The following is a 19,849-nucleotide window of genomic DNA, read 5'->3' as shown; positions in this document are numbered from 1 at the left end:
CTAGTTGAAATCTTCGATCTTTTATTTCTGATCATCTTAATTGTATGAATTTAAAATATTGATTTATATATAAAAATTACATCCGTAGTGATCTGTATTTCAAAGCTGACTGGTATGTAGGTCGGGTAACATGACGTGAATAGGCCGCAGATGAATTAGTCTTGCTCTATGACTTCAGGCGAAGACGTAGGGAATCACGCGTTCGCTCAACATCTAGGCATCTTGAAAATAGTCGATTATTTCAGGCGCGACTTGATCACATGAAAAGCGTGGAAAGTGCGATCAATGGGCCGAATCCAAGGGAAACGGCCCCTAAGATCAATGCGTTGGCAAGACTGAGGCAATTCGCCTGCATTCACTCGCCCGAGCAAGAAGAACCGATGCGATTAGCGCCGGCAACCAGCGGCTAGATTCGGACGTCAACCTGTCCGAAAATGGGCCAGGTCACGCGAATGACCCGCTGTAGGAGACCGGTACGGTGATTAGGCGACGTTTCGGAGCCGACGCTGTGTTGCCAAGCGCCTTCGTCAGATCGTCGGCGGTGTCACATCCGATGTGGGTCCAGCCAAATGCACGGGCCAGATGATCCCAGTCGACCGTACCAAAGGAAAGGTCGGGGCGGTCGCCTGTCTCCTTTTCTTGCTTGTCTTCGATAAGGCCATAGCCACCGTCGACCCAAACCACCACCGTGACGGACAGATCCAGCCGCGTTGCGGTCTCCATGTCCTGCACATTCATCATGACATCGCCATCTCCGCACACCGCGATGACCCGGCCCCTTTCTTGCAGGCGGGCCGCGGCGATGGCGCCGGGAAGGGCAAGACCCATGCCCGCCAAACCGTTGGGAATGATGATTTGCCCGGGCCGCTTGGGTGTGAAATTGCGGGCCAGGGCCAGCTTATGCGTGCCAACGCCCGACAGGATCGTATCGTGTTCATCGACGCTCTGCCCAAGCGCGGCCACCAATGCACCGGCGGAGGGAGGGGATTGATCCATGTCCTCAAACGCTGAATTCAAATCACTGATCAGCGCGGCGCGCGCTGTCTCTGCATCAGACCAGACCGTCCAGCGACGGCCCTGCAATGCGCCTGACAAGGTGGGCAGGGACGATTTCAGATCACCCACCACATCCGCTTGAATGTCGCCTGTCACATCGCGAGGGATCGGTGCGTGTCCGAGTGCGATCAGAGGGACCTCACCGTCGCTCGTCAGTTTGGCCATCGGGTATTCCACCGGGTCAAGACCGATTGCAAGGATCAGATCGGAAGCTGCGATGGCGCGGTCAACATGATCCTCCCGCGGCAAGCCGAAGGCGCCAAGATGCTGCGGATGATCCACCGGCAGAAGACCTTTGGCCATGAAACTCGTCGCCAGCGGCAGTCCCGTTTTCGCAGCAAACGCGTTGAGCTCTGCCGTGGCGCCGGCCCGCAGCAGGCCGGCACCGGCCAGGATGATCGGCTGCTTGGCCGCCGAGATCCGGGCGGCGGCTTCGGCCAGGACATCCGGATGGGCCTGCGGCGTGCGAGCCGCCGGCGAAGAGACGGGCCGCCCCTCCACCGCTTCGCCTGCCAGATCTTCGGGAAGCGACAGATGCACTGCGCCGGGATGGGCCATGCTGGCCTGGCTGAGCGCCTCCGCTACCGCTCCCGGTATCTCGGCGCTGGTCTGTAGCGTTCGTGACAGCTTGGTTACCGGCGCAAAAAGCTGGCCTAAATCAATCATCTGATGGCTATGTTTACCCCTTGCGATCCGGTCTCGCCCACCTTGTCCGGTGATCGCGACAAGGGGCACCAGATCCAGCGTCGCGTCCGCGACACCCGTCAGAAGGTTCGTTGCACCCGGTCCAAGGGTGGCCAGGCACGCGGCGGCCCGGCCTGTAAGGCGACCGTGTACCGACGCCATGAACGCCGCGGCCTGCTCGTGACGGCACAGCACGACATCGATCGACGATGCCTCCAGCGCGACCATAAGCGCGTTGGTCTCCTCCCCCGGTAGGGCGAAAACAGTGTCGATCCCGCCGTCTTCCAGACAGGTCACGAACAGATCGGCCCCCTTCATCAGATGGCTCCCATCGCGGTGATCGCATCCGCGACTTTCCGGAAGGCCGCGATATTGGCACCCCGCCCGTAATCGACCCGATTGCCCTGCCGTCCTTCCTCTGCGACCTGTGCGTGAATGTGGCGCATGATGTCCTTCAGCGCGTCGTCCACCTCCTGCCGGGAGGCAAAGCGGCGATGGCTGTTCTGGCTCATCTCAAGGCCCGACACCGCCACCCCGCCCGCATTCGCGGCCTTGCCCGGCGCGTGCAGCAAACCGGCATCCGCAATGATCTGCTGGGCGTCACTGGTCAACGGCATGTTGGCGCCCTCGGCAACGATGCGTGCGCCATTGTCGACAAGCCTGCGCGCCATGCTGGCGTCCATTTCGTTCTGCGTCGCGCAGGGCAAGGCGATATCGACCTCTTGGTCCCAAGGGCTGGCGCTCTCTGCAAACTCCGCATGTGGGGCGCCTGCAATGTCCTCTCCCGCGGCTTTGCGTGCGCGTACCCAGTCGATGGTGTCTTGGGTGAGTCCGTCTTCGGCCGTTAGTGTGCCTGACGTGTCCGACAATGTGATCACCTTGGCGCCTTTCGCCACCGCCTTTTCGGCGGCATGTGTGGCGACATTTCCCTTGCCCGATATGGCGATGCGCTTGCCTTCCAGATCATCGCCATGCTCTGCCAGCATCGCCTCCAGAAAGTAGATCAGACCGTACCCCGTCGCCTCTGTCCGGATCTCAGACCCGCCGAAAGACGGTCCTTTCCCGGTCAGGGCTCCGGTGAACTCAAGCGCATGCGCCTTGTAGGCTCCGAAAAGCCATCCGATTTCCCGCGAACCGACGTTGATATCCCCGGCCGGAACATCTCGATCCGGGCCGATATAGGGGGCGAGCTGGCGCATGAAGGCCTGGCAGAACCGCATGATCTCTCTATCGCTCCGCCCGCGAGGATCGAAATCCGACCCGCCCTTGCCGCCGCCCAGGGGCAAGCCGGTCAGCGCATTCTTGAAGACCTGCTCGAACCCCAGAAACTTGAGCACCGAAGGCGAGACGGTTGGATGAAAGCGCAAGCCGCCTTTATAGGGACCGATCGCGTTGGAATATTGCACGCGCCAGCCGCGATTGACCTGCACCTCCCCGGCGTCGTCCTGCCAGACAACGCGAAAACCGATGACCCGGTCAGGCTCTGCCAGACGCTCCAGCACCTTCGCCGCCGCGTACTCCTTGTGTGCCTTTTCTATGGTGATCACGTCACCCGCGACATGCCGGACAGCCTGATGAAATTCGCTTTGGCCCTCGGTGCGGTCCTCGACCATGTCCATGTATGTTTTCAGAAGCGCGTCACGCGACATCTGCACATCTCCTTCTTATCATGTTGTGGAACAACGCGGCCTAACCTTCAAAAGACAGAAGGTCGAGCGCGAGGCGGGAAAGACGCATGCTGAGCGACAAACAAAGCTTTGATTGCCCATCCTCGCATGGGGCGTCTCTCCTCCGGATTGTTGGAAAGACAATACCGAAGAGCGCAATTGGTTCCCGTGCGACGTTGCTAGAGTTGAAGATCTTCGCCGTATGTCATCGCACGCGGCCCCCGAAAATCGTCGTACCTCTGAGCCCAGGCCGGTCGCACCAGAGATCAGACCGAACCATCCAGATCCGGATGGCCGGTAAAGACCGCCCCTATAACGCGCCTTACCGCTTGGGCGATTTACTTTAGCGAGGGGACGGCTCGGCCTGATTGGAAGCCATTTTCAACGTCAAAAACCTTTCATTGAAAGCACAGATCCAATGGTCATATTCCCGCGTTCAATACGCAAATTCACGGGCGTTCGAACTGCGCGGTGGCATATATGTCCAGAGTGAGCAAAGAGTCCTAGTGTTTTCCGAGCTAAACGGAGGCGGGTAGCAGCGCGACGCGCGACTTTCGTCTGGGTCTGACGGGGCCTGGTCCGGTCGTGGCGTAAAGCTGGAGTAAAACGACGCAACCGTCAGCGGCGGCTATGACGCAGGCTCCCTGTTAGAAGGCACGGTCGAGGGGGACGTTTTGCGTGCCCTGAGCCAAAACTGCCTGAACGGATTTTTGGACGAAGGCTGATGATCGGTTCTGTGCGGCATACCAGCCGAGACAAAATACGACGCGCGGCGACATCGAAGAACGCTCTCATCAGCGATCATCGTTTGGCCGATCTACAGCTTTCTTCCCTTGTCATAACGTCAGAAGCCCGGCCAGGAATCCCAGCTTTCAGCAAACCGTCGCGATAGCGGTTGAGGCCTGGGGTGTCTGGATACCCAGCGTTCTTCCAAGTCCCTTCGACGGTTTCGTGCGGAACCATTTCGAGCAGCCTTTGCGTCGCTTTACGTGCGGCCTCGACCTCTCCGAGATGAGCATGCGCTGCGGCAAGACTGCGCCATGCGGCAAGGTTTTTGGCGCGAATGCGGATGGCTTCCTTGGCATATTCTATGGCCTTACGATCTTCACCAAGTTGCACGTAAGACTGCGACAGCCCCGCCAGAATGAACGGTTCGTAGATCGTCATCTTCAAGCCGCGTAAGGCTTGTAAAAGAGCGTCTTTTGCTACCTTCGCATCACCGGCGAAGACGAGGGCCCGGGCACCCCAAAAGAGGGCCTTCTGACTAAATGGCCGACGCCTCAAAAGTCTTGTGGCATGCGATATGATTTCGTCGGAATGGAAGCCGCCACTTTGCGCGAGTTTGACAATTAACCCAGACGGTCCGTCAATCAGCTCTTCCGGAGCCAGTGTTGATAGTTCGGCAATCCACGCTTCGATTTTGTCCTGCCAAGGCCGTATATGCTGCCCGGCCCCACTCATGCGCGCGGCAAACCAGATGCCGGCGGCAGACTCACGTGGCGGAAACCACTGCGGGTCAAGGGTTATGGCTTGCTCCAGCCTTTTGAGAGACTGCTCCCAATTCACGTTGAAGCCGTCGAATTCCAGGGTGACCTTGAGAAACAATTGTTTTGCATTTGCGTCCGCATCCTCAAGTAACCCCACCGACCGCCGCACTTGACTGAGCATGGATCCAAAGACCTCTGCGACCACGGCATCGGCTGTTCTGTCTTGCCACTCAAAACTATCGTTCAGCCTCCCATCCTGTTTCGTTGACCAGATGCGGTTCTGGCTTGGATCAACGAGCGAAATCTCAAGCCTTAGGTGTTCCCCTCTCGCCCGAAGAACGCCAGTCAAAACATAGTTCGAATGCGTCTCTTCAATCTCTGTCCCGACCTTGAGCCAATCCGCACCGTCGAGCCAATTTGAAATGTCATTGGTCAACGCACTGGCAACCTCTTGAACCTCACTCCGGTGATCCGAGGTCTGAATGGGCAATATGACCAGGTGAGGTAGATCGTCGAGCGGGCACGTATTGCCTGCTCTTCCCGATTGCGGCTCTCGTGAACCAGCGTTCTGCTTTCCACCTCTGTCTAAGCTTCTTAAGGGCTCTGCTTCTGGTTGATCTGCTCGTGGAGAGAACCTGACCCCACGGCCATATTCCCAATGTATCGCTGGGTCTGGCGCATCCGCGTCTTGCAGAGCTTTCCTCAATGCAGCGACACGGTTGTAGATTGCCGCATCAGAGACCACACGGCCATCCCATACATGCTCGATCAGCTCGTCCTTCGAAACGACATCACCAGCCCGCTCAATCAAGTACTCAAACAGTTTCAGCACGCCGCGTTGTAGAGGAACGCGGTTGCTATCTACAAACAGGATCTTGCGCCGACGATCAAAGGTCCAGGGACCGTGGCTCAGCTCTGTTCGCTCGTAGATGTCGTTTTGCATCTTTGCCAGCAGCACGTGTCTCACCCAACAAAAGAATTCAGGTGTGATTTTAGTGTGAATTCGCACCGAGCGAAACACAGTTCAATGCAAAAATGTGTAAGTGAGCTTGTAGAACTTCCCTTTTGTCCTGCGCTACCAAAAGCACCCGATGCATGTGCAAGGGGCTGAAATCCTTGTGATACTTGGCTTCAGTGATGCATTTGGCTCGGGTCGAAGCCGAATTCGCAATCGGCATGTTTGATAGGGCCTAAGATGACAAGCAAGGATGGACCGATCAGAGCCAGAAATATCTTGGGGCGAGAGAGAGCACGCAAAAGCCACCACTCCAGCCCTCTCTCTTCCCAAGGTAACGATCTGTTAACGGGATGGGTCATATCTCTTCACGGCCATTTGCCGATGCGAAGCATCGCCGGCCAGGCAACCTCAGTTCCATGTTATTGCGCTCATGTGAGACCCCATCGGCCACAACATCAGTCTTTGCATTGGCATTCGGCAGAGGAAGAAATGACGAACGGGATCGGAAAACATCAACGACATCTGGTGCGACACAAGCGGTGCGGCAGCTCACAGGCGACGCCATGCACATCGACTGCGCTGGGCCCGGCTGAAGCTTTGCGAAATCGCCTCGATGTGGTCCCGAGAGCGTCGGCATTGTCCCGAAACAACTCACTCAAATAAATCAATCATAGCGGGAAGAGAGCAGTATAATGAAAAGACATGCAGATGGCGCATTCCTGTGTGCGGAACGGGTTCTTGCATCAAAGGTTGGCTTTGCTGGGCTTCTTGCGGGTCAGGGCGAGCCTAAGTCGGGGTCAGTCCGATTGCTTCGGACCAGCGCGTCAGCCTCAGCCATCTGTGTTGCCTTGGCGATGATGCCGTCGGAAGCTTCGGGTTCATCGACCACCTGCTCTTTGAGTGACACGACCTACACTTGTACTGGCATTGTCTACGAATACGATCTCGATCTGTCCGATGTGGATGACACCTATTCAACGATCATTTTTGAAGATCTGACATCCTGGTCGGGTGGCACTTATGTTTTTGACATCGACAATGTTGGCGATGAAGGCTCCAGCCACGGGGACGACGGCGAAGATGTAGACGCGCTGACCGTGACCGTTGATGGCTCAGACTCTGTCCTTGAAATCAAGGGAAATGACGAAGATCCCATGGTGTCGCTTGACACCGAGGCGGGCAAGGGGCACTCCGGCAAGGATCGGACCGATGCCACCTCGTCAGGCGATGGCGGCAATGGAGGGGACGGGGGCGATGTCACCGGCGCGCAAGTCATCGAAATTGAAGGCGGCGAGATTAACGGCTACGACAACGACGCCTATGCGGGCGCGTCTGTCACTGCGATCGGCGGCAATGGCGGATCGGGCGGCAAAGGCCGCTCTTATGGAACTTCCAACGGCAAGGGCGGCGACGGCGGCGACGGCGGCAACGCGGGCGAAGCCGAGTTGGTCATCTATTCCGACGCGATTTTCGAATTCCTTTCAACCGAAGATGAAGCACCGGGCATCTACGTCTCCAGCGCGGGTGGCGCCGGCAATGATGGCGGCAAGGGCGAAGGCGGCGACAACGCATATGGCGGCGATGGCGGCGAAGGTGGCGACGGGGATGAAGCCGCGTTCTATGCCGAGCTGGGTGCCACCCTCACGATTGAAACCCAGGGTGACCTGTCGCACGGGATCGAGGTTCTGAGCTCTGGCGGTGACGGAGGAGACGGCGGCAAGGGCACAGAGAGCCTGGGCGACGCTTATGGCGGAGATGGCGGTGGCGGTGGAACCGCAGGCGATGTCGCGGTCTCCATAGATGATGCGACGGTGGATATCAAAACCACGGGTGCGGACGCGATTGGCATCCTGGCGCGGTCTTATGGCGGCGCGGGCGGAGATGGCGGTGATGCGGATTCGACATTTGGCACCGGCAACGGCGGCGCCAGCGACGCGGCCGGCCCTGCCGGAGATGTTTTCGTTCTCTTCCAAGGGTCCATCACCACCACCGGCGATGGCGACAGCAGCGACGACGACGGGGACGACGACACGACAACGTCCAGCGCGATCCTTGCGCAATCCGTGGGCGGATTTGCAGGCGATGCGGGAGACGCGTCAGGATTTCTGGACGCCTATGGCGCGTCGTCTGAAAGCGCCGGAGACGCCGGCACCGTCACGGTTGAGATCGAATCTGGCACGACCATCTCGACCGGCGGCGAATACTCCGTTGGCATCGAGGCGCAGTCGATTGGCGGCGGCGGAGGCAAGGCCGGGTCCGGGGATGCGATCACCTCGGTCGGGGGCGACGGCAGTGCTGGGGGCAACGGCGGAAAGGTGTTTGTCGAAGTAGCCGGTGGCGACGACACCACGATCACAACGACAAAAGCAAGCTCTGCCGCGATCAGCGCACAATCCATTGGCGGCGGAGGCGGCAAGAGTGGCGGCAGCGATGGTGTGGCCTCGGTCGGTGGAACAGGCGGCACCGGGGGCGACGGCAGCGTCGTGTCGATCACTCTGGATGCAGATCTGACCACAAGCGATGACTACTCCGAGGGGGTTATCGGTCAGTCGATTGGCGGTGGCGGTGGTGTCGGCCATTCGACGGACGGCTTGTTCAGTCAGATTGGCGGATCAGGCGGGGATGGTGGTTCGGCTGATGAGGTCAAACTGACCCATCAGGGCGGCGACATCAAAACGGATGGCATATACTCCGACGGGGTTGATCTGCAGTCCATCGGCGGCGGTGGCGGCAAGGGTTCGTCGTCAATGGATATCGGGGTCGAGGTTAGCGTGGTCGTGGGCTCCAGCGGTGGAGATGGCGGTGATGGCGGCACGGTGATCTACACCGAAGATGGCAGCGACAGCTATGTGATTGAAACCAAGCAGTCCCATTCCGATGGTATTTCGGCACAATCGGGCGGTGGCGGCGGTGGCAAATCCGGCAGCGTGACCAATGTCACGGCAAGCGTCGGTGTCGGCGTCTCTGTCGGGTCGAGCGAGGATGGCGGCGCCGGTGGCGATGGTGGTTCGGTAAGCGTTGATACCAGCGCAGCCATCACCACCGGCGGCGACCACTCCGATGCGATCTTCGCGCAAAGCTATGGCGGCAGCGGGGGCAAGGCAGGCAGTACCGTCAGCGTTGATGCGGGCATCGACATCGCGGCGGTCTCGGTCGCCACAGGTGGTGCCGGTGGCGATGGTGGCGACGCATCGACGGTCGATGTCACCTCGACCGGTACGCTGAAAACCACCGAGGACCATTCCAATGGTATCTTCGCGCAATCCGCAGGCGGGAGCGGCGGCAAATCCAGCAACGTCTATGCCATCAACTCCACGTCGATTGACTCCGTTTCGGTGGCAACGGGTGCCACGGGAGGTGACGGTGGGAACGCGGCAGCGGTGACCGTCACCAATTCAGGCGCGGTTTCCACATCCAAGACACATTCCACCGCCATTTACGCACAATCCGTCGGCGGTGGAGGCGGTGCTTCCGGTACCACGTTCTCCTTCGATACAGTCAGCATGTCCGGCTCCGTTGCTGTCTCCGTTGGCGGCGACGGCGGCGATGGCGGCAGCTCGGATACGGTCAATGTGACCAACTATGGCGAACTCACGGCAGATGAGGACAATTCAGACGGGATCTTCGCCCAAAGCCTTGCCGGTGGCGGTGGCAATTCCGGCGGCACCTATTCCGGAACCGGGATCTCGACTTCGGCTGTCGGCGTCTCTGTCGGCGGCAATGCGGGCGATGGCGACACGTCGGGTGCGGTCACCGTCAACAATGAGGGCAATATCACCGTCAAAGGTGACAACGCTTATGCCATCTACGCAGAAAGCCGTGGGGGCGCGGGCGGTAAATCCGGCACCACCATGTCGTTCGATTCCATATCGGGCGGCGCTGTCGAAGTCGCCGTTGGCGGTGAGGGGGGCGACGGAGGCACCGCTGGCACGGTTTATGTGAGCAACAGTGGCGAGCTGGATGTGCAAGGCAAAAACGGTGTCGGTATCCTCGCGTCCTCACAAGGCGGCGAAGGTGGCAACAGCGGGACTGTGATCTCAGGATCGGTCATCACCGGCAGTTCGGCTTCCGTCGGCATCGGCGGTGGTGGCGGCGAAGGGGGCATCGCGGACAGCGCGCAGGTTTACAATTCGGGCAACATCACAACCCAGGAGGATTTTGGTTACGGTATTCTGACCCAGAGTGTCGGCGGGGCTGGTGGCAATGGCAGCACCGTGGTGAACGCAGATCTGTTTGCGGGTGTCACCTCCGACGCCACGGACGGTCTTTCCGGCAATGCGCAGTTCAGCTTGGGGGGCAGCGGTGGCGACGGCGGTGTGGCCGGCGAGGTCTATGCGGAAAACGATGCAAATATCAAAACCTACGGTGACAAGTCCTATGGCATGCTGGGGCAGAGCATCGGCGGGAACGGAGGGACAGGCGGAACCGTCTACACCTTTGACCTGGATCTTGGCACCCAGAGCTCGCTCAATGCCGAGGTCTCCATAGGTGGCTCCGGCGCCGATGGCTCCCAAGCGTCGACCGTTCAGCTTTTCAACGACGGCTCGATCTATACCGAAGGTCTTTATGCGCATGGTGTCTTTGGTCAGAGCCTTGGCGGTTCCGGCGGCGCGGGCGGCAGCGTATCGGCCTACACGATCTCGACTTCGGAGCAATGGGACTTTGGAATATCAGTTGCGGTCGGCGGTGAAGGCGGCGATGGGGCGGTAGGCAGCCAAGTCACTATTGAGAATACAGGCGACATCACCGTAACCGGTGAAGGTGCTGCTGGCGTCTATGCGCAAAGCCTTGGCGGCGATGGCGGCGACGGCGGATCAGCGACAGCGGTCTTGTTGGGTATAACGGCGACCACTGGCAAAAGCACAGCTCTCAACGTCTCAACCTCCGTGGGCGGCGCGGGTGGCACGGGCAACGATGCTGACAAGGTAAAAGTGACGAACAGCGGCACCATCACGACCGTCGGCGCAACCGGAGACGGCATCTTTGCGCAATCCGTTGGCGGCGGCGGCGGTGACGGCGGTGCAGCCGAAGCCACCTCAATCGGCTATATGGACAATCCGGAAGAATACTCGACCACCAGCATCGAAGTTGCCTTTGACCTCGGCGGATCTGGCGGCAGCGGTGGCGACGGTGGAGTGGTCGAGGTGATCAACGATGGCCAGATCACAACGAACCTAGACAGCGCGATCGGGATTTTTGCCCAGTCGGTTGGCGGCGGTGGCGGAACAGGTGGGGAAGCCGGCACGACCTCGGATGTCGATGGGGACAATTGGGACACATGGATCGACCTGACCGAAGTGGTGGCCACCGACTTCATCGACGAGCTTGTCAGCGCCTATACGCTTTATTCGCTCTATTCCGACTATAGCGGCTATTTCACCAACTGGACGGTTTCGGTCGGTGGCTCGGGCGGCGCTGCGGGTGATGGCGATACCGTGACGGTGACCAGCTCAAGTCAGATCACCACCTCGGGTGTGGACTCCACGGCCATATATGCGCAATCGGTCGGCGGTGGCGGCGGGACCGGAGGCACCGGCACCGGCACTTCGATCATAAGCAAGGCCGAAGTTGGTGGTGACGGCGGATCCGGCGGACACGGGGACGACGTGACCGTGTCCAACTCCGGCGGCATCAAAACCGGTGGTGAGCGGGCGCATGGGATTTGGGCGCAATCCGTGGGCGGCGGCGGCGGCGATGCCGGCGACGTCGAGGGCGCCTTCGGTGCGTCGGTTGCCGATGCGTTCGATGTCAACCTGTCGCTGAGTATCGGCGCAAGCTATGATGGTGATGCGGGTAATGGAGGGGACGGCGGCAACGTCAAGATTTCCTCAACCGAAGCCGACATCGAGATCGGAGGCGACTACGGTATTGGCATCTGGGGGCAATCAGTTGGCGGCGGTGGCGGTACGTCCGGGTCCATCGCGCTCTTTGAGTTCTACTCGGGCTCGGCAGGTGCCGAGGGCGACAGCGGTGATGTGACCGTTGACCTGGATGATGCGAACATAACAACGACCGGAGATTACGCCATCGGTGTTTTCGCGCAATCAAGCAGCGGCTCATACAATTCGAGTGATCTGTCAGACGCCGACGATGACGACACCTATTTCACATATGATGGCGATGATTCCTACGATGCCGGCGATATCGCGATCACGTTGACCGATGGTTCGAGCATTGATGTCAGTGGCGAGATGAGCCGTGGCATCCTTGCGGCTTCCTCGGGGTATGACAGCTCGGGTACGATCAGCATTGACGTTGACGCCGATAGCTCGATTACCGCGAGCGATGGCAACGCCCATGTCATTGAGCTCTATGATGGTACGTCGAACGTCCTCACCAACTACGGCACAATCGAAGACGGCGACTTTACCGACACGTCGCGCACCGACAGCGTCTATGTCATCCGGACCAAAACCACGAGCGATGATTATGACAGCTCGGGCACAGCTGGAAACGCAGCGCTCACGGTCGACAACTACGGCACGATTTCGGGATCGGTCAAATTTGTGGAAGACACCACCGCCAGCACCTTCACCAACCATTCGGATGGGACTTTCAATCTTGGCACCACCATCGATCTGGGCTCTGGCGGTGGGCTCTTGACCAACAATGGCACGCTGTCGCCCGGCGGTGTGGGAGAGATCTTTACCTCAACCATCTCGGATGGCGATCTGGAACAATCCAGCACCGGCATTCTGCTGGTCGATCTGGATATGAACGGATCGGATGACGATGAGGATGCCGATCTGCTGATCGCCAGCTCCATTCCCACTTTCGACGGATCGATCGAGGTCAATGTGACCAGCTCGGACGATGCCGAAGATGGCGACAGCGGCTCGGTCTTTATCCTGGTGGCCGATGATCTAGACGAAGACGCGGATCTCAGCGTGCCCGACAGTGCCATCGTCGACTATGAGGTCACTGTCGAAACGGATGACGACATCACCGTGGATGACACGACCTATAGCGGTAAAGACGGGGTCTTGCTGAGCTATACCATTGATGTCGGATCCTCAGGCGCGAGCGTGAACACGACCAACCTGTCGTCGTACCTGACATCCGCCAGCGATGATGACGATGACACAAGCTCCGATGATACATCGACGGTCAGCGCGTCAGCGCTTTCCTCGGTATCTTTCGCGGCGAGCAGCGCAGCCTCAGAAGACACAAGTGCGGATCCGGGTAGCGACGTCAAAGAGGATATGCGGGCGGTCTTCACAGATCTCCTGAACGCACGCACGGTTGATGATCTTAACAGCACGGCCGCGTCGCATATCATCGACGAGACCGGAGCGGCTGTTCTGGCCGCGCGTAACACGTCCCAGTCGATGCATAACACGTTGCGCAGCTGTCCCAATCTGCGGCGGTCGCACACCAAGCCCTTCCTGGAGGAGCAGGATTGCGCATGGTTCGAGATCGTCGGGACCGACAACAGATATGACAACAGTGCAGGCACCACAGGGCTGGATGAACGGACATATGGTCTGTCCTTCGGCGGTCAACGAAGAACCGACAGCGGCGTGATCCTGGGCGGTCTGTTCCGCGCCGAGGACGTTACCCTGACGGGAGACGGTTTGCGCCAAACGGGCAACCGTTTCACTTTCGGGGCCGTTGCCAAGCATGAAGCTGGCCCCATGACCTACTCCTTCTCTGCCGCCTATGGTCGGCAGACCCTGAACCAGACCCGTGCTTACACGGTGGGTGGAACGCCTTTCACCGCTGATGCAGATGTCAAAGGCGACGTTTTTTCTGCGGATGCTCGCGTCAGCTATCTGCAGGACTTCGATCCGGCTTATGTGCGCTGGGGCCTTGGACTTGGCGTCTACCATAGCTGGCAAGATGGCTTCTCCGAGACCGGAACGGGCACCATGAACTGGATGGTCGACGCCAGCAGCCAGACTGACGTGATCCTGCGGCCCAGCATTGAAATCGGCCGAAGCTTTGGCTTGGATAACGAGCAAGGACGCATGTTCCTGAGCCTGGGCGTGGCCCATCTGCTCACAGATCCGGATCATACCGTTTACGGCAGCATCGCCGGGTCTGGTGCACCTGGATCCCTTGCCCATCAGTTCAAATATGACCGCACCACGGCAGAGATCGGCATTGGCCTGGACTTCCAACCCAGCGAAAGCCTGCGGGTCTCGCTCAGGGGCGAAGGCAAGTTCTCTGACAACACAACAAGCGGAAGCTTGTCAGCAAGCCTGCGCTGGAGCTTCTGATCTTTGCGGGCCATCGCCTCTTTGATGGCCCGTTGCAGGGCGAAACAGCCTTGTGACGGTTGGGGGGGGTGCGACAACGAGCCCAAAAGGAAGCGTTCGATGCTGCGTTCGTTTATGCGAAAGCGCATCCGCCGAGGGGAAGCCCTGGTTCTGGCAAACCTTGGCGCAAGGCTGCATCAGGGTGGGCTCGGCAAGGCCTATTGGGGCTGTGCATGTCGCCGTTTTCACCTTGGCACAAGGCGATGCTGCGGCGCATCCCAGGTCGGCATGGTGACCCATGTCCATCGAACGCTGCGCCACGCTTGGAAGTCCACATTCGCGCTGACTGCTATACCAGTGTGACCTGATGGGCCTCCCACAACTGCGGCGGCTCCAGCTTCTTTGACAGATGGGCAATCACAGCGTCGGGTACGGCATCGGGTCGGTCTCGGTTCTGACGATGCAACTGATCTGTGCTGACTTCGAGGTACACGATTTCAATCCGGGCACCGTAGTCGCGCAGCAACCGAAACACTCGTGATCGGTTCTGTCGTGTTACATTGGTTGCTTTCCATACGAAGTCACGTCCGGCCCGTAGGTGCTCTCTCGCTCGTTCATGTGCGGCTTGGATGACGTGGCCTTGGTTGCCAGTTGCCGAGACGCCTAGTTCGTCCCGGATCATATCGAGGCTGATCAACGGATGTTCTGGGCGGTGCTTGCCGATCCAAGTATCCTTCGCTGCACCTGGAAAGCCGGACATGACGGTGACAGTACACGGAAACGCCTCATGAGCCGCATGATGCGGATCGCGATCTTCCAGTTCGAAGAAGGCGTTTCGGCTTTCATCATTGGCGAATTCGAACGGTCGATCCCAACAGCCGGCTTCTTGGAATGTCAGTGCGGCAAGGCTGACGCTCTCCAAAATGGCCTGCTGGTCCTGACAGACCCGACCCAAGGCATCGGCTTTGGCATGGAGGCATAGATGATCGGGTCTGCACCGCCATGACGTTTCAATCGCCATGCGTTGGGGATAAGGTCGCTCGATCAGCCAGAACGGGAGTTGATGGTGAGCGATAATACCACACAAGGCTTCCCGCCACGCAAACGGAGACCCCGCAGACCACAGCAGTTCTCGAGCGATGGATGCGCCGATCCGCGAATGACCACGGGAGGATATGCGTCCGTCGTCTTCGTGCTGTGTGACGGCGGACTTACCAACATCGTGCAGGACCGCCGCCCAGAACAAGCTGGCGCGGTCCATATTGGGCAGACCTCGCCATTATGTGTCGGCGACCAGAGCCCCGACCACCATCCGTGTGTGCGTCCCAACATCGCCTTCGGCATGGTGGATCGGGTTCTGCGGACAGGTGTCGAGGGCGGCTAGCGCCGGCCATAATGGCCAAATCCCGCTCCAGTCTACTTGCCAGCTCGGCGATGTAGGGACCAAGGACAGCAGGTGCTCGTGTGCGGTGGTGTGTTTGATGCGCTTACGTTTCTTAAGCTCCTGCCACACCCAGCTTGGGTGCAAAGATATCGACATCATCGGCCAGACGATTGGGGAGGATCGGACGATCATGCCAATGCCCGTCAGCCGCTTCAATGGTCTGCAAGAAGTCGGCACGTACGAACTTGAAGCGGTCCTGAACCTGATCTGCACTCTCCTGTTTCAGGTAGAGACCTTCGGCCAGGTCACTGTCCTCAGTTTGCTGGGCAACCATGTCAAAGCGGCTGCCAGACTGCTCTGCCGCGACCAAGAGTGCATCACGCCATTCTTTCGATTTGTAAGGTGAAGGCCGGGTCAGGCTAACAAGTTGGTCTACAGACCTGATTTCGCCCGTATGAACGACCGGCACCGGCATGATCGGCAGTCCAGCCAGCATAGACCTGCGGGCTGGTGTGCTGAGCAACATGCCCGTTTCTCGATCCAGAACGTCGAACTCCATGAATTAATGGGGCTGATCATCACCTGCGCCAACGTCTCCACCTAAGTTAATCGTTTCTTGAACGCGGCGCTCGGCTTCTTCTTTGAAGGCTACGGCATCATCGCACAAATCCTGATCGTTTTCGATGAAGACGCGCGGTGTAAACCAGATTTCGCCAATCGTGACGCGATCAAGCAAATCCTCAAAACCCTGAATGTGATCTTTGTCAGGGTGGGTCCGCGCGAACGTCGAAAGGTATGGCTTGCCGTCCACTGTAGGAAGATTTTCAACAAGCGCGTCAACCAGGGCAGCGTGATCATCGTCTGCTTCGTCAGCGCTGTGAAGGTCTCGTAGGTCAACCTGCAGAACGATGCCATCCTGAATGACGACAGTTGTGCTATCTCCTGTGCCAACGGGCCAGAACATCAATTTAGCTTCATCAAACATTGTGTGCGTCACTATTGTTCAAGAATACGCACAATCGCTGACGCAGCGGCTGATCAGAGCATACTACGGATATTGGAACTGGGGCGACACCGTACAAGATGTGGTGTTGAGGTAAGGGTGGTTATCTTGGCTAATTTCTCTGGCTATCGAACAGTTTCAAGGTTGGTCGTACTAAAGGCGCCCCTTGGTAATGGGGTAAATCATCCAATTGGGCGGTTGTGCTCGGCTCGACGTCGGTGGCGACAGTTTTTCTCCGAGTCTGACGAACTCGTTTCGTGGACGGCAATAGGCCCCTTCAGAAATGATCAATCTTCGGACGGCTGGCAGCATCCAGACTGAGTGCGATTGATTTCTTCATCCAAACAAACGGCTGCTTTCACAAGGACAGGCGGCTTTCGACTGGGGCGCAGCGAAAGTCAGCTTTCCGCCATCAGTCCCGGCTATGAAGGTTCTCGATCATCGCATTAGAGATCGACATCGACTTCAAGTAAAACCGCTCAAGTTGGTCGACCGACGTTCCTGCGTTCTTGGCTAGCGTGTAGATGTTCACCTTGCCATTCGAGCTTTGCAGCCGGGAGCGAAGCGCATAGTGCCTCAACGAGTACGGCGACAGCTTGATATCCGCATCTACTAAGCTTGCACGTTCAAGGATGTGGTTGAAGATGCGTGTTGCTGTGTTGATTGCTGTCGTCCTGTTTGGGTACTCCGGCATCCAAACGTAAGCGTTCTCGTCCTCTACTTTCTGTGCGAGAGGCGGCAGCTCGCCTCGATAGAGGAGGACACCCAGCGGCATCGTTACACTGGTTCGTAAACCAGTCTTGCCGCCATGAACGACCATTTCAAGATGAGCAGGATCGCCCTGTATCGTCATGTCTTTGTGCTTAATGCCAAATAGTTCTCCTTCTGTTGGCCTCAGAAAGCTGTGCACGACGAACTTGAACATCTTGACGTAATGCATGCGGATCGTCACCCCACGGACCTTCATTCGCTCTTCTACGCATTCATGAGCGGCCTTCATGAAACCCTTGTAAGTTTGGTCCGTGACAGCGTGCCGAGGGTTGTCGACGGTCTTTTGCTTGGGAAGCAGCGGGATCGTCTTCATCAAACCGTCTTCTACCGCGAGGGAGAGGACCTTGCGGATAGTGATCACATGCTTGTGCTTCGTAGAAGCAGCCAACGGCTTTTTCCGGCTGGCGTCCAAGTTCACGAAGTATTCTCGAACCATACGGTTTGTGATCTTCGTCACATCGTACTTACCGAAGTGCGCGAGAAGCCCGTCTTTCTGGCGGTAAAGCAGCTTTCTATCGCTTTCAGGCCAATTGGTCTGATTGGCTTGCGCCTTGAGCATCTGTTCGGCGTAGTACTAGTACTCGAAGCTCGTTGACTTCGAGACTGCCAAGTTGGTGTTCAGGTTGCGAAAGTAGCTCTCGGAGAACTCGTTGGCCGCAGCAATCGCCTCGACACGGGACGTTTCTCGCGAAGATCGCGTTACATACTTCTTCGAGTACGGATCACGCAATCGGATCAACCAGTTAGGGCTGCGGCCAGTCTTTTAGACCGCAAGACCTTCGCGCAGATGCTTGATTGCTTGGACGGAGTTCGGGTTTTGAGTGGATGCTGAAATCATGGGGGCACCGGATTTTCAGTGTATAACATCCAAGGCTGAAAATCAGGGCTCAACGAGGATGTCTAAACCCCTGTAATATAAGGATTTACTGGTGCCCGGGGGCGGAATCGAACCACCGACACGAGGATTTTCAATCCACTGCTCTACCCCTGAGCTACCCGGGCATGGGTGAAACGGACGTGTTTCGGGTGGCAGCGGTCTAGTAGACGCTTGATCCGGTGTCCAGAGGGATTTTCATAAAATCAGAGGGTCTTCTCGCCTGTGACTCGCGTGGCGCTAACCGGGGCTGCTCGACCAGCGATATAGCCAAGGACGGATGCCGCCAAAAGACCGTTGCCGGAGAGATAGCCCGAGTCCGCGGCACCCGAGACGCCGCAGGCCGCTCCACCTGCTGCATAAAGGTTGGGGAATGTCTTTCGTGCGCCATCTACGACACGCGCAGCGTCATCGATCGCCAAACCGCCCTGCGTGTGAAAAAGGGCACCCGTCACGCGGACCGCAAAGAACGGTGGTTCAAGCGTATGTTTGCCGAAGACGCGCCCGAACCTGTCTGGCTGTCCCAGCATCGTCTCGTCCAGTTCTTTGTTCAGCTCCGACAACGGCAGGTCAAAAGCGCTTGCAAGGGCGTTTAGGGTTTCGAAACGGCAGATCGCTCCCTGGTTCTCGGCGTCGCGGAAGTCCTTGAATTGCCGTGCGACTTCGGCTCCCTTTGTGCCGAAAATCGTGATTGCGGTCCCTCCGGGTTGAGCCAGTACAGCGCGCGCGGCTTCCGAGTAACCCTGGCTCTCGTTCCAGAAGCGGTTTCCGCGCGCATTCACCTGAATGCCACCCTCTGCGATAACGGCCCATGTGACGAGAATACCATGAGGGTGAGCGACGTTGCCATGTCCCTGATAGGCGCCGAGATGGCGTGTCTGTGCGCCCAGGCTCTGGCCCCAGTCCAGTGCATCTCCCTGGTTGCCGTCATGTCCAAACCAGAGGCCGTCCGCAATCTCTGGCATGTGCGCACGCACCTTGTCCCTGTTCCCGCCAAAGCCGTTGCAGGCCAGGATCAGGCGCCCGCATCCGATGCGATCTTCCTGCCCGTCTGGCCGCCGGATCCTGACGCCGCGTATATGGCGACCCTCGGCATAGAGTGCGTCGACCGGTGCGTTGCAGATGATGTCGATCCCCACGGCCTCGCACCTGGATCTGAGCGCGTCGATGAGTTCGGCGCCCGACCGCGACGGCAGGCCATGCATGCGGCGGGCGGAATGCCCCGGGTAGTCAAAGTCATCGACCAGCGTGAAGGGAAGGCCATGTGAAGCAGCCAACCAGTCAATGACCTTCGCTGCCCCCTCCGCCAGGAGAGAGACGAGACCGGGATCGTTCTCATGACTTGCTTTCTTTTGGATGTCTGCGGCGAAGATTGTCGGACTGTCTGATATCCCGGCCTTGATCTGAAGCTGTGTGCCCGCCGCCGGGATCAGTCCGGCGGAGAGCGCGGTTGAACCGGATGGGATCTCGTCCCGTTCCAGGATCAGCACGTCCTGACCTTGCTCGGCCGCACTAAGGGCGGCGATCAGTCCACAGGCGCCCGCACCCACGATTAGTGTTTCAACATGGGCTTCGAAAGCCTGAGGGGGCGGGAGAATTTCTGCCATCAAACATCCGTCCGTTTCGGTTCACACTGCTATGCCGCATCAGTGAAGATCAAACCAGCCTGCACGCCGGCGGGCGGCGCTTGTTTCATCTGCACAGAAAGCGGGACCAACGGCCTTGGACCTGTTGGGATGAAATTGAGGATTTGAAGTCGCTCTAAAA

Annotated in this window: 9 protein-coding genes and 1 tRNA gene; 1 reads left to right on the top strand and 9 read right to left on the bottom strand. The window is 58.5% G+C overall.

Annotated features, from left to right (window positions below; genetic code table 11):
* Nucleotides 1-444: 444 nt before the first annotated feature.
* The 3 genes from CFI11_RS22170 to CFI11_RS22160 form a co-directional block, all read right to left on the bottom strand.
* Nucleotides 445-2,058, bottom strand: a complete 1,614-nt coding sequence (locus tag CFI11_RS22170; RefSeq protein ID WP_130409659.1) for an acetolactate synthase large subunit — start codon at nucleotides 2,056-2,058, stop codon at nucleotides 445-447.
* Nucleotides 2,058-3,389, bottom strand: a complete 1,332-nt coding sequence (gdhA, locus tag CFI11_RS22165) for an NADP-specific glutamate dehydrogenase (RefSeq protein WP_130409658.1) — start codon at nucleotides 3,387-3,389, stop codon at nucleotides 2,058-2,060. The genes CFI11_RS22170 and gdhA overlap by 1 nt, the downstream gene beginning before the upstream one ends.
* Before the next feature lie 819 nt (nucleotides 3,390-4,208).
* Nucleotides 4,209-5,852 carry a winged helix-turn-helix domain-containing tetratricopeptide repeat protein gene (locus CFI11_RS22160; RefSeq protein WP_130409657.1) on the bottom strand — a complete coding sequence of 548 codons (1,644 nt, stop codon included), beginning with the start codon at nucleotides 5,850-5,852 and terminating at the stop codon, nucleotides 4,209-4,211.
* Between the two features lie 896 nt (nucleotides 5,853-6,748).
* Here CFI11_RS22160 and CFI11_RS22155 point away from each other — a divergent pair.
* Nucleotides 6,749-14,071 (top strand): autotransporter outer membrane beta-barrel domain-containing protein, encoded by a 7,323-nt coding sequence (locus CFI11_RS22155; RefSeq protein ID WP_130409656.1) that lies wholly within the window; start codon nucleotides 6,749-6,751, stop codon nucleotides 14,069-14,071.
* Nucleotides 14,072-14,399: 328 nt separating this feature from the next.
* On the opposite strand, the gene CFI11_RS22145 is transcribed toward CFI11_RS22155, so the two are convergent.
* The 6 genes from CFI11_RS22145 to CFI11_RS22120 form a co-directional block, all read right to left on the bottom strand.
* On the bottom strand, nucleotides 14,400-15,311 hold the full coding sequence (locus CFI11_RS22145) for an AAA family ATPase (protein ID WP_254448991.1): 912 nt from the start codon (nucleotides 15,309-15,311) through the stop codon (nucleotides 14,400-14,402).
* Between the two features lie 235 nt (nucleotides 15,312-15,546).
* Nucleotides 15,547-15,993 carry an RNA ligase family protein gene (locus tag CFI11_RS22140; protein ID WP_254448990.1) on the bottom strand — a complete coding sequence of 149 codons (447 nt, stop codon included), beginning with the start codon at nucleotides 15,991-15,993 and terminating at the stop codon, nucleotides 15,547-15,549.
* A 3-nt stretch (nucleotides 15,994-15,996) separates the two neighbouring features.
* A complete protein-coding gene (locus tag CFI11_RS24540; RefSeq protein ID WP_217358814.1) occupies nucleotides 15,997-16,419 on the bottom strand; it encodes a hypothetical protein in 423 nt (140 codons plus the stop codon).
* Nucleotides 16,420-16,849: 430 nt separating this feature from the next.
* Nucleotides 16,850-17,767 carry a phage integrase SAM-like domain-containing protein gene (locus tag CFI11_RS22130; RefSeq protein ID WP_254448989.1) on the bottom strand — a complete coding sequence of 306 codons (918 nt, stop codon included), beginning with the start codon at nucleotides 17,765-17,767 and terminating at the stop codon, nucleotides 16,850-16,852.
* Nucleotides 17,768-18,135: 368 nt separating this feature from the next.
* Nucleotides 18,136-18,210 (bottom strand) — tRNA-Phe (locus tag CFI11_RS22125).
* 78 nt (nucleotides 18,211-18,288) lie between these two features.
* On the bottom strand, nucleotides 18,289-19,689 hold the full coding sequence (locus CFI11_RS22120) for an FAD-dependent oxidoreductase (protein WP_130409655.1): 1,401 nt from the start codon (nucleotides 19,687-19,689) through the stop codon (nucleotides 18,289-18,291).
* Nucleotides 19,690-19,849 lie beyond the last annotated feature (160 nt).

This window comes from Thalassococcus sp. S3, assembly GCF_004216475.1.
Classification (GTDB): Bacteria; Pseudomonadota; Alphaproteobacteria; order Rhodobacterales; family Rhodobacteraceae.
This window is presented reverse-complemented; position numbering and strand designations above follow the sequence as displayed.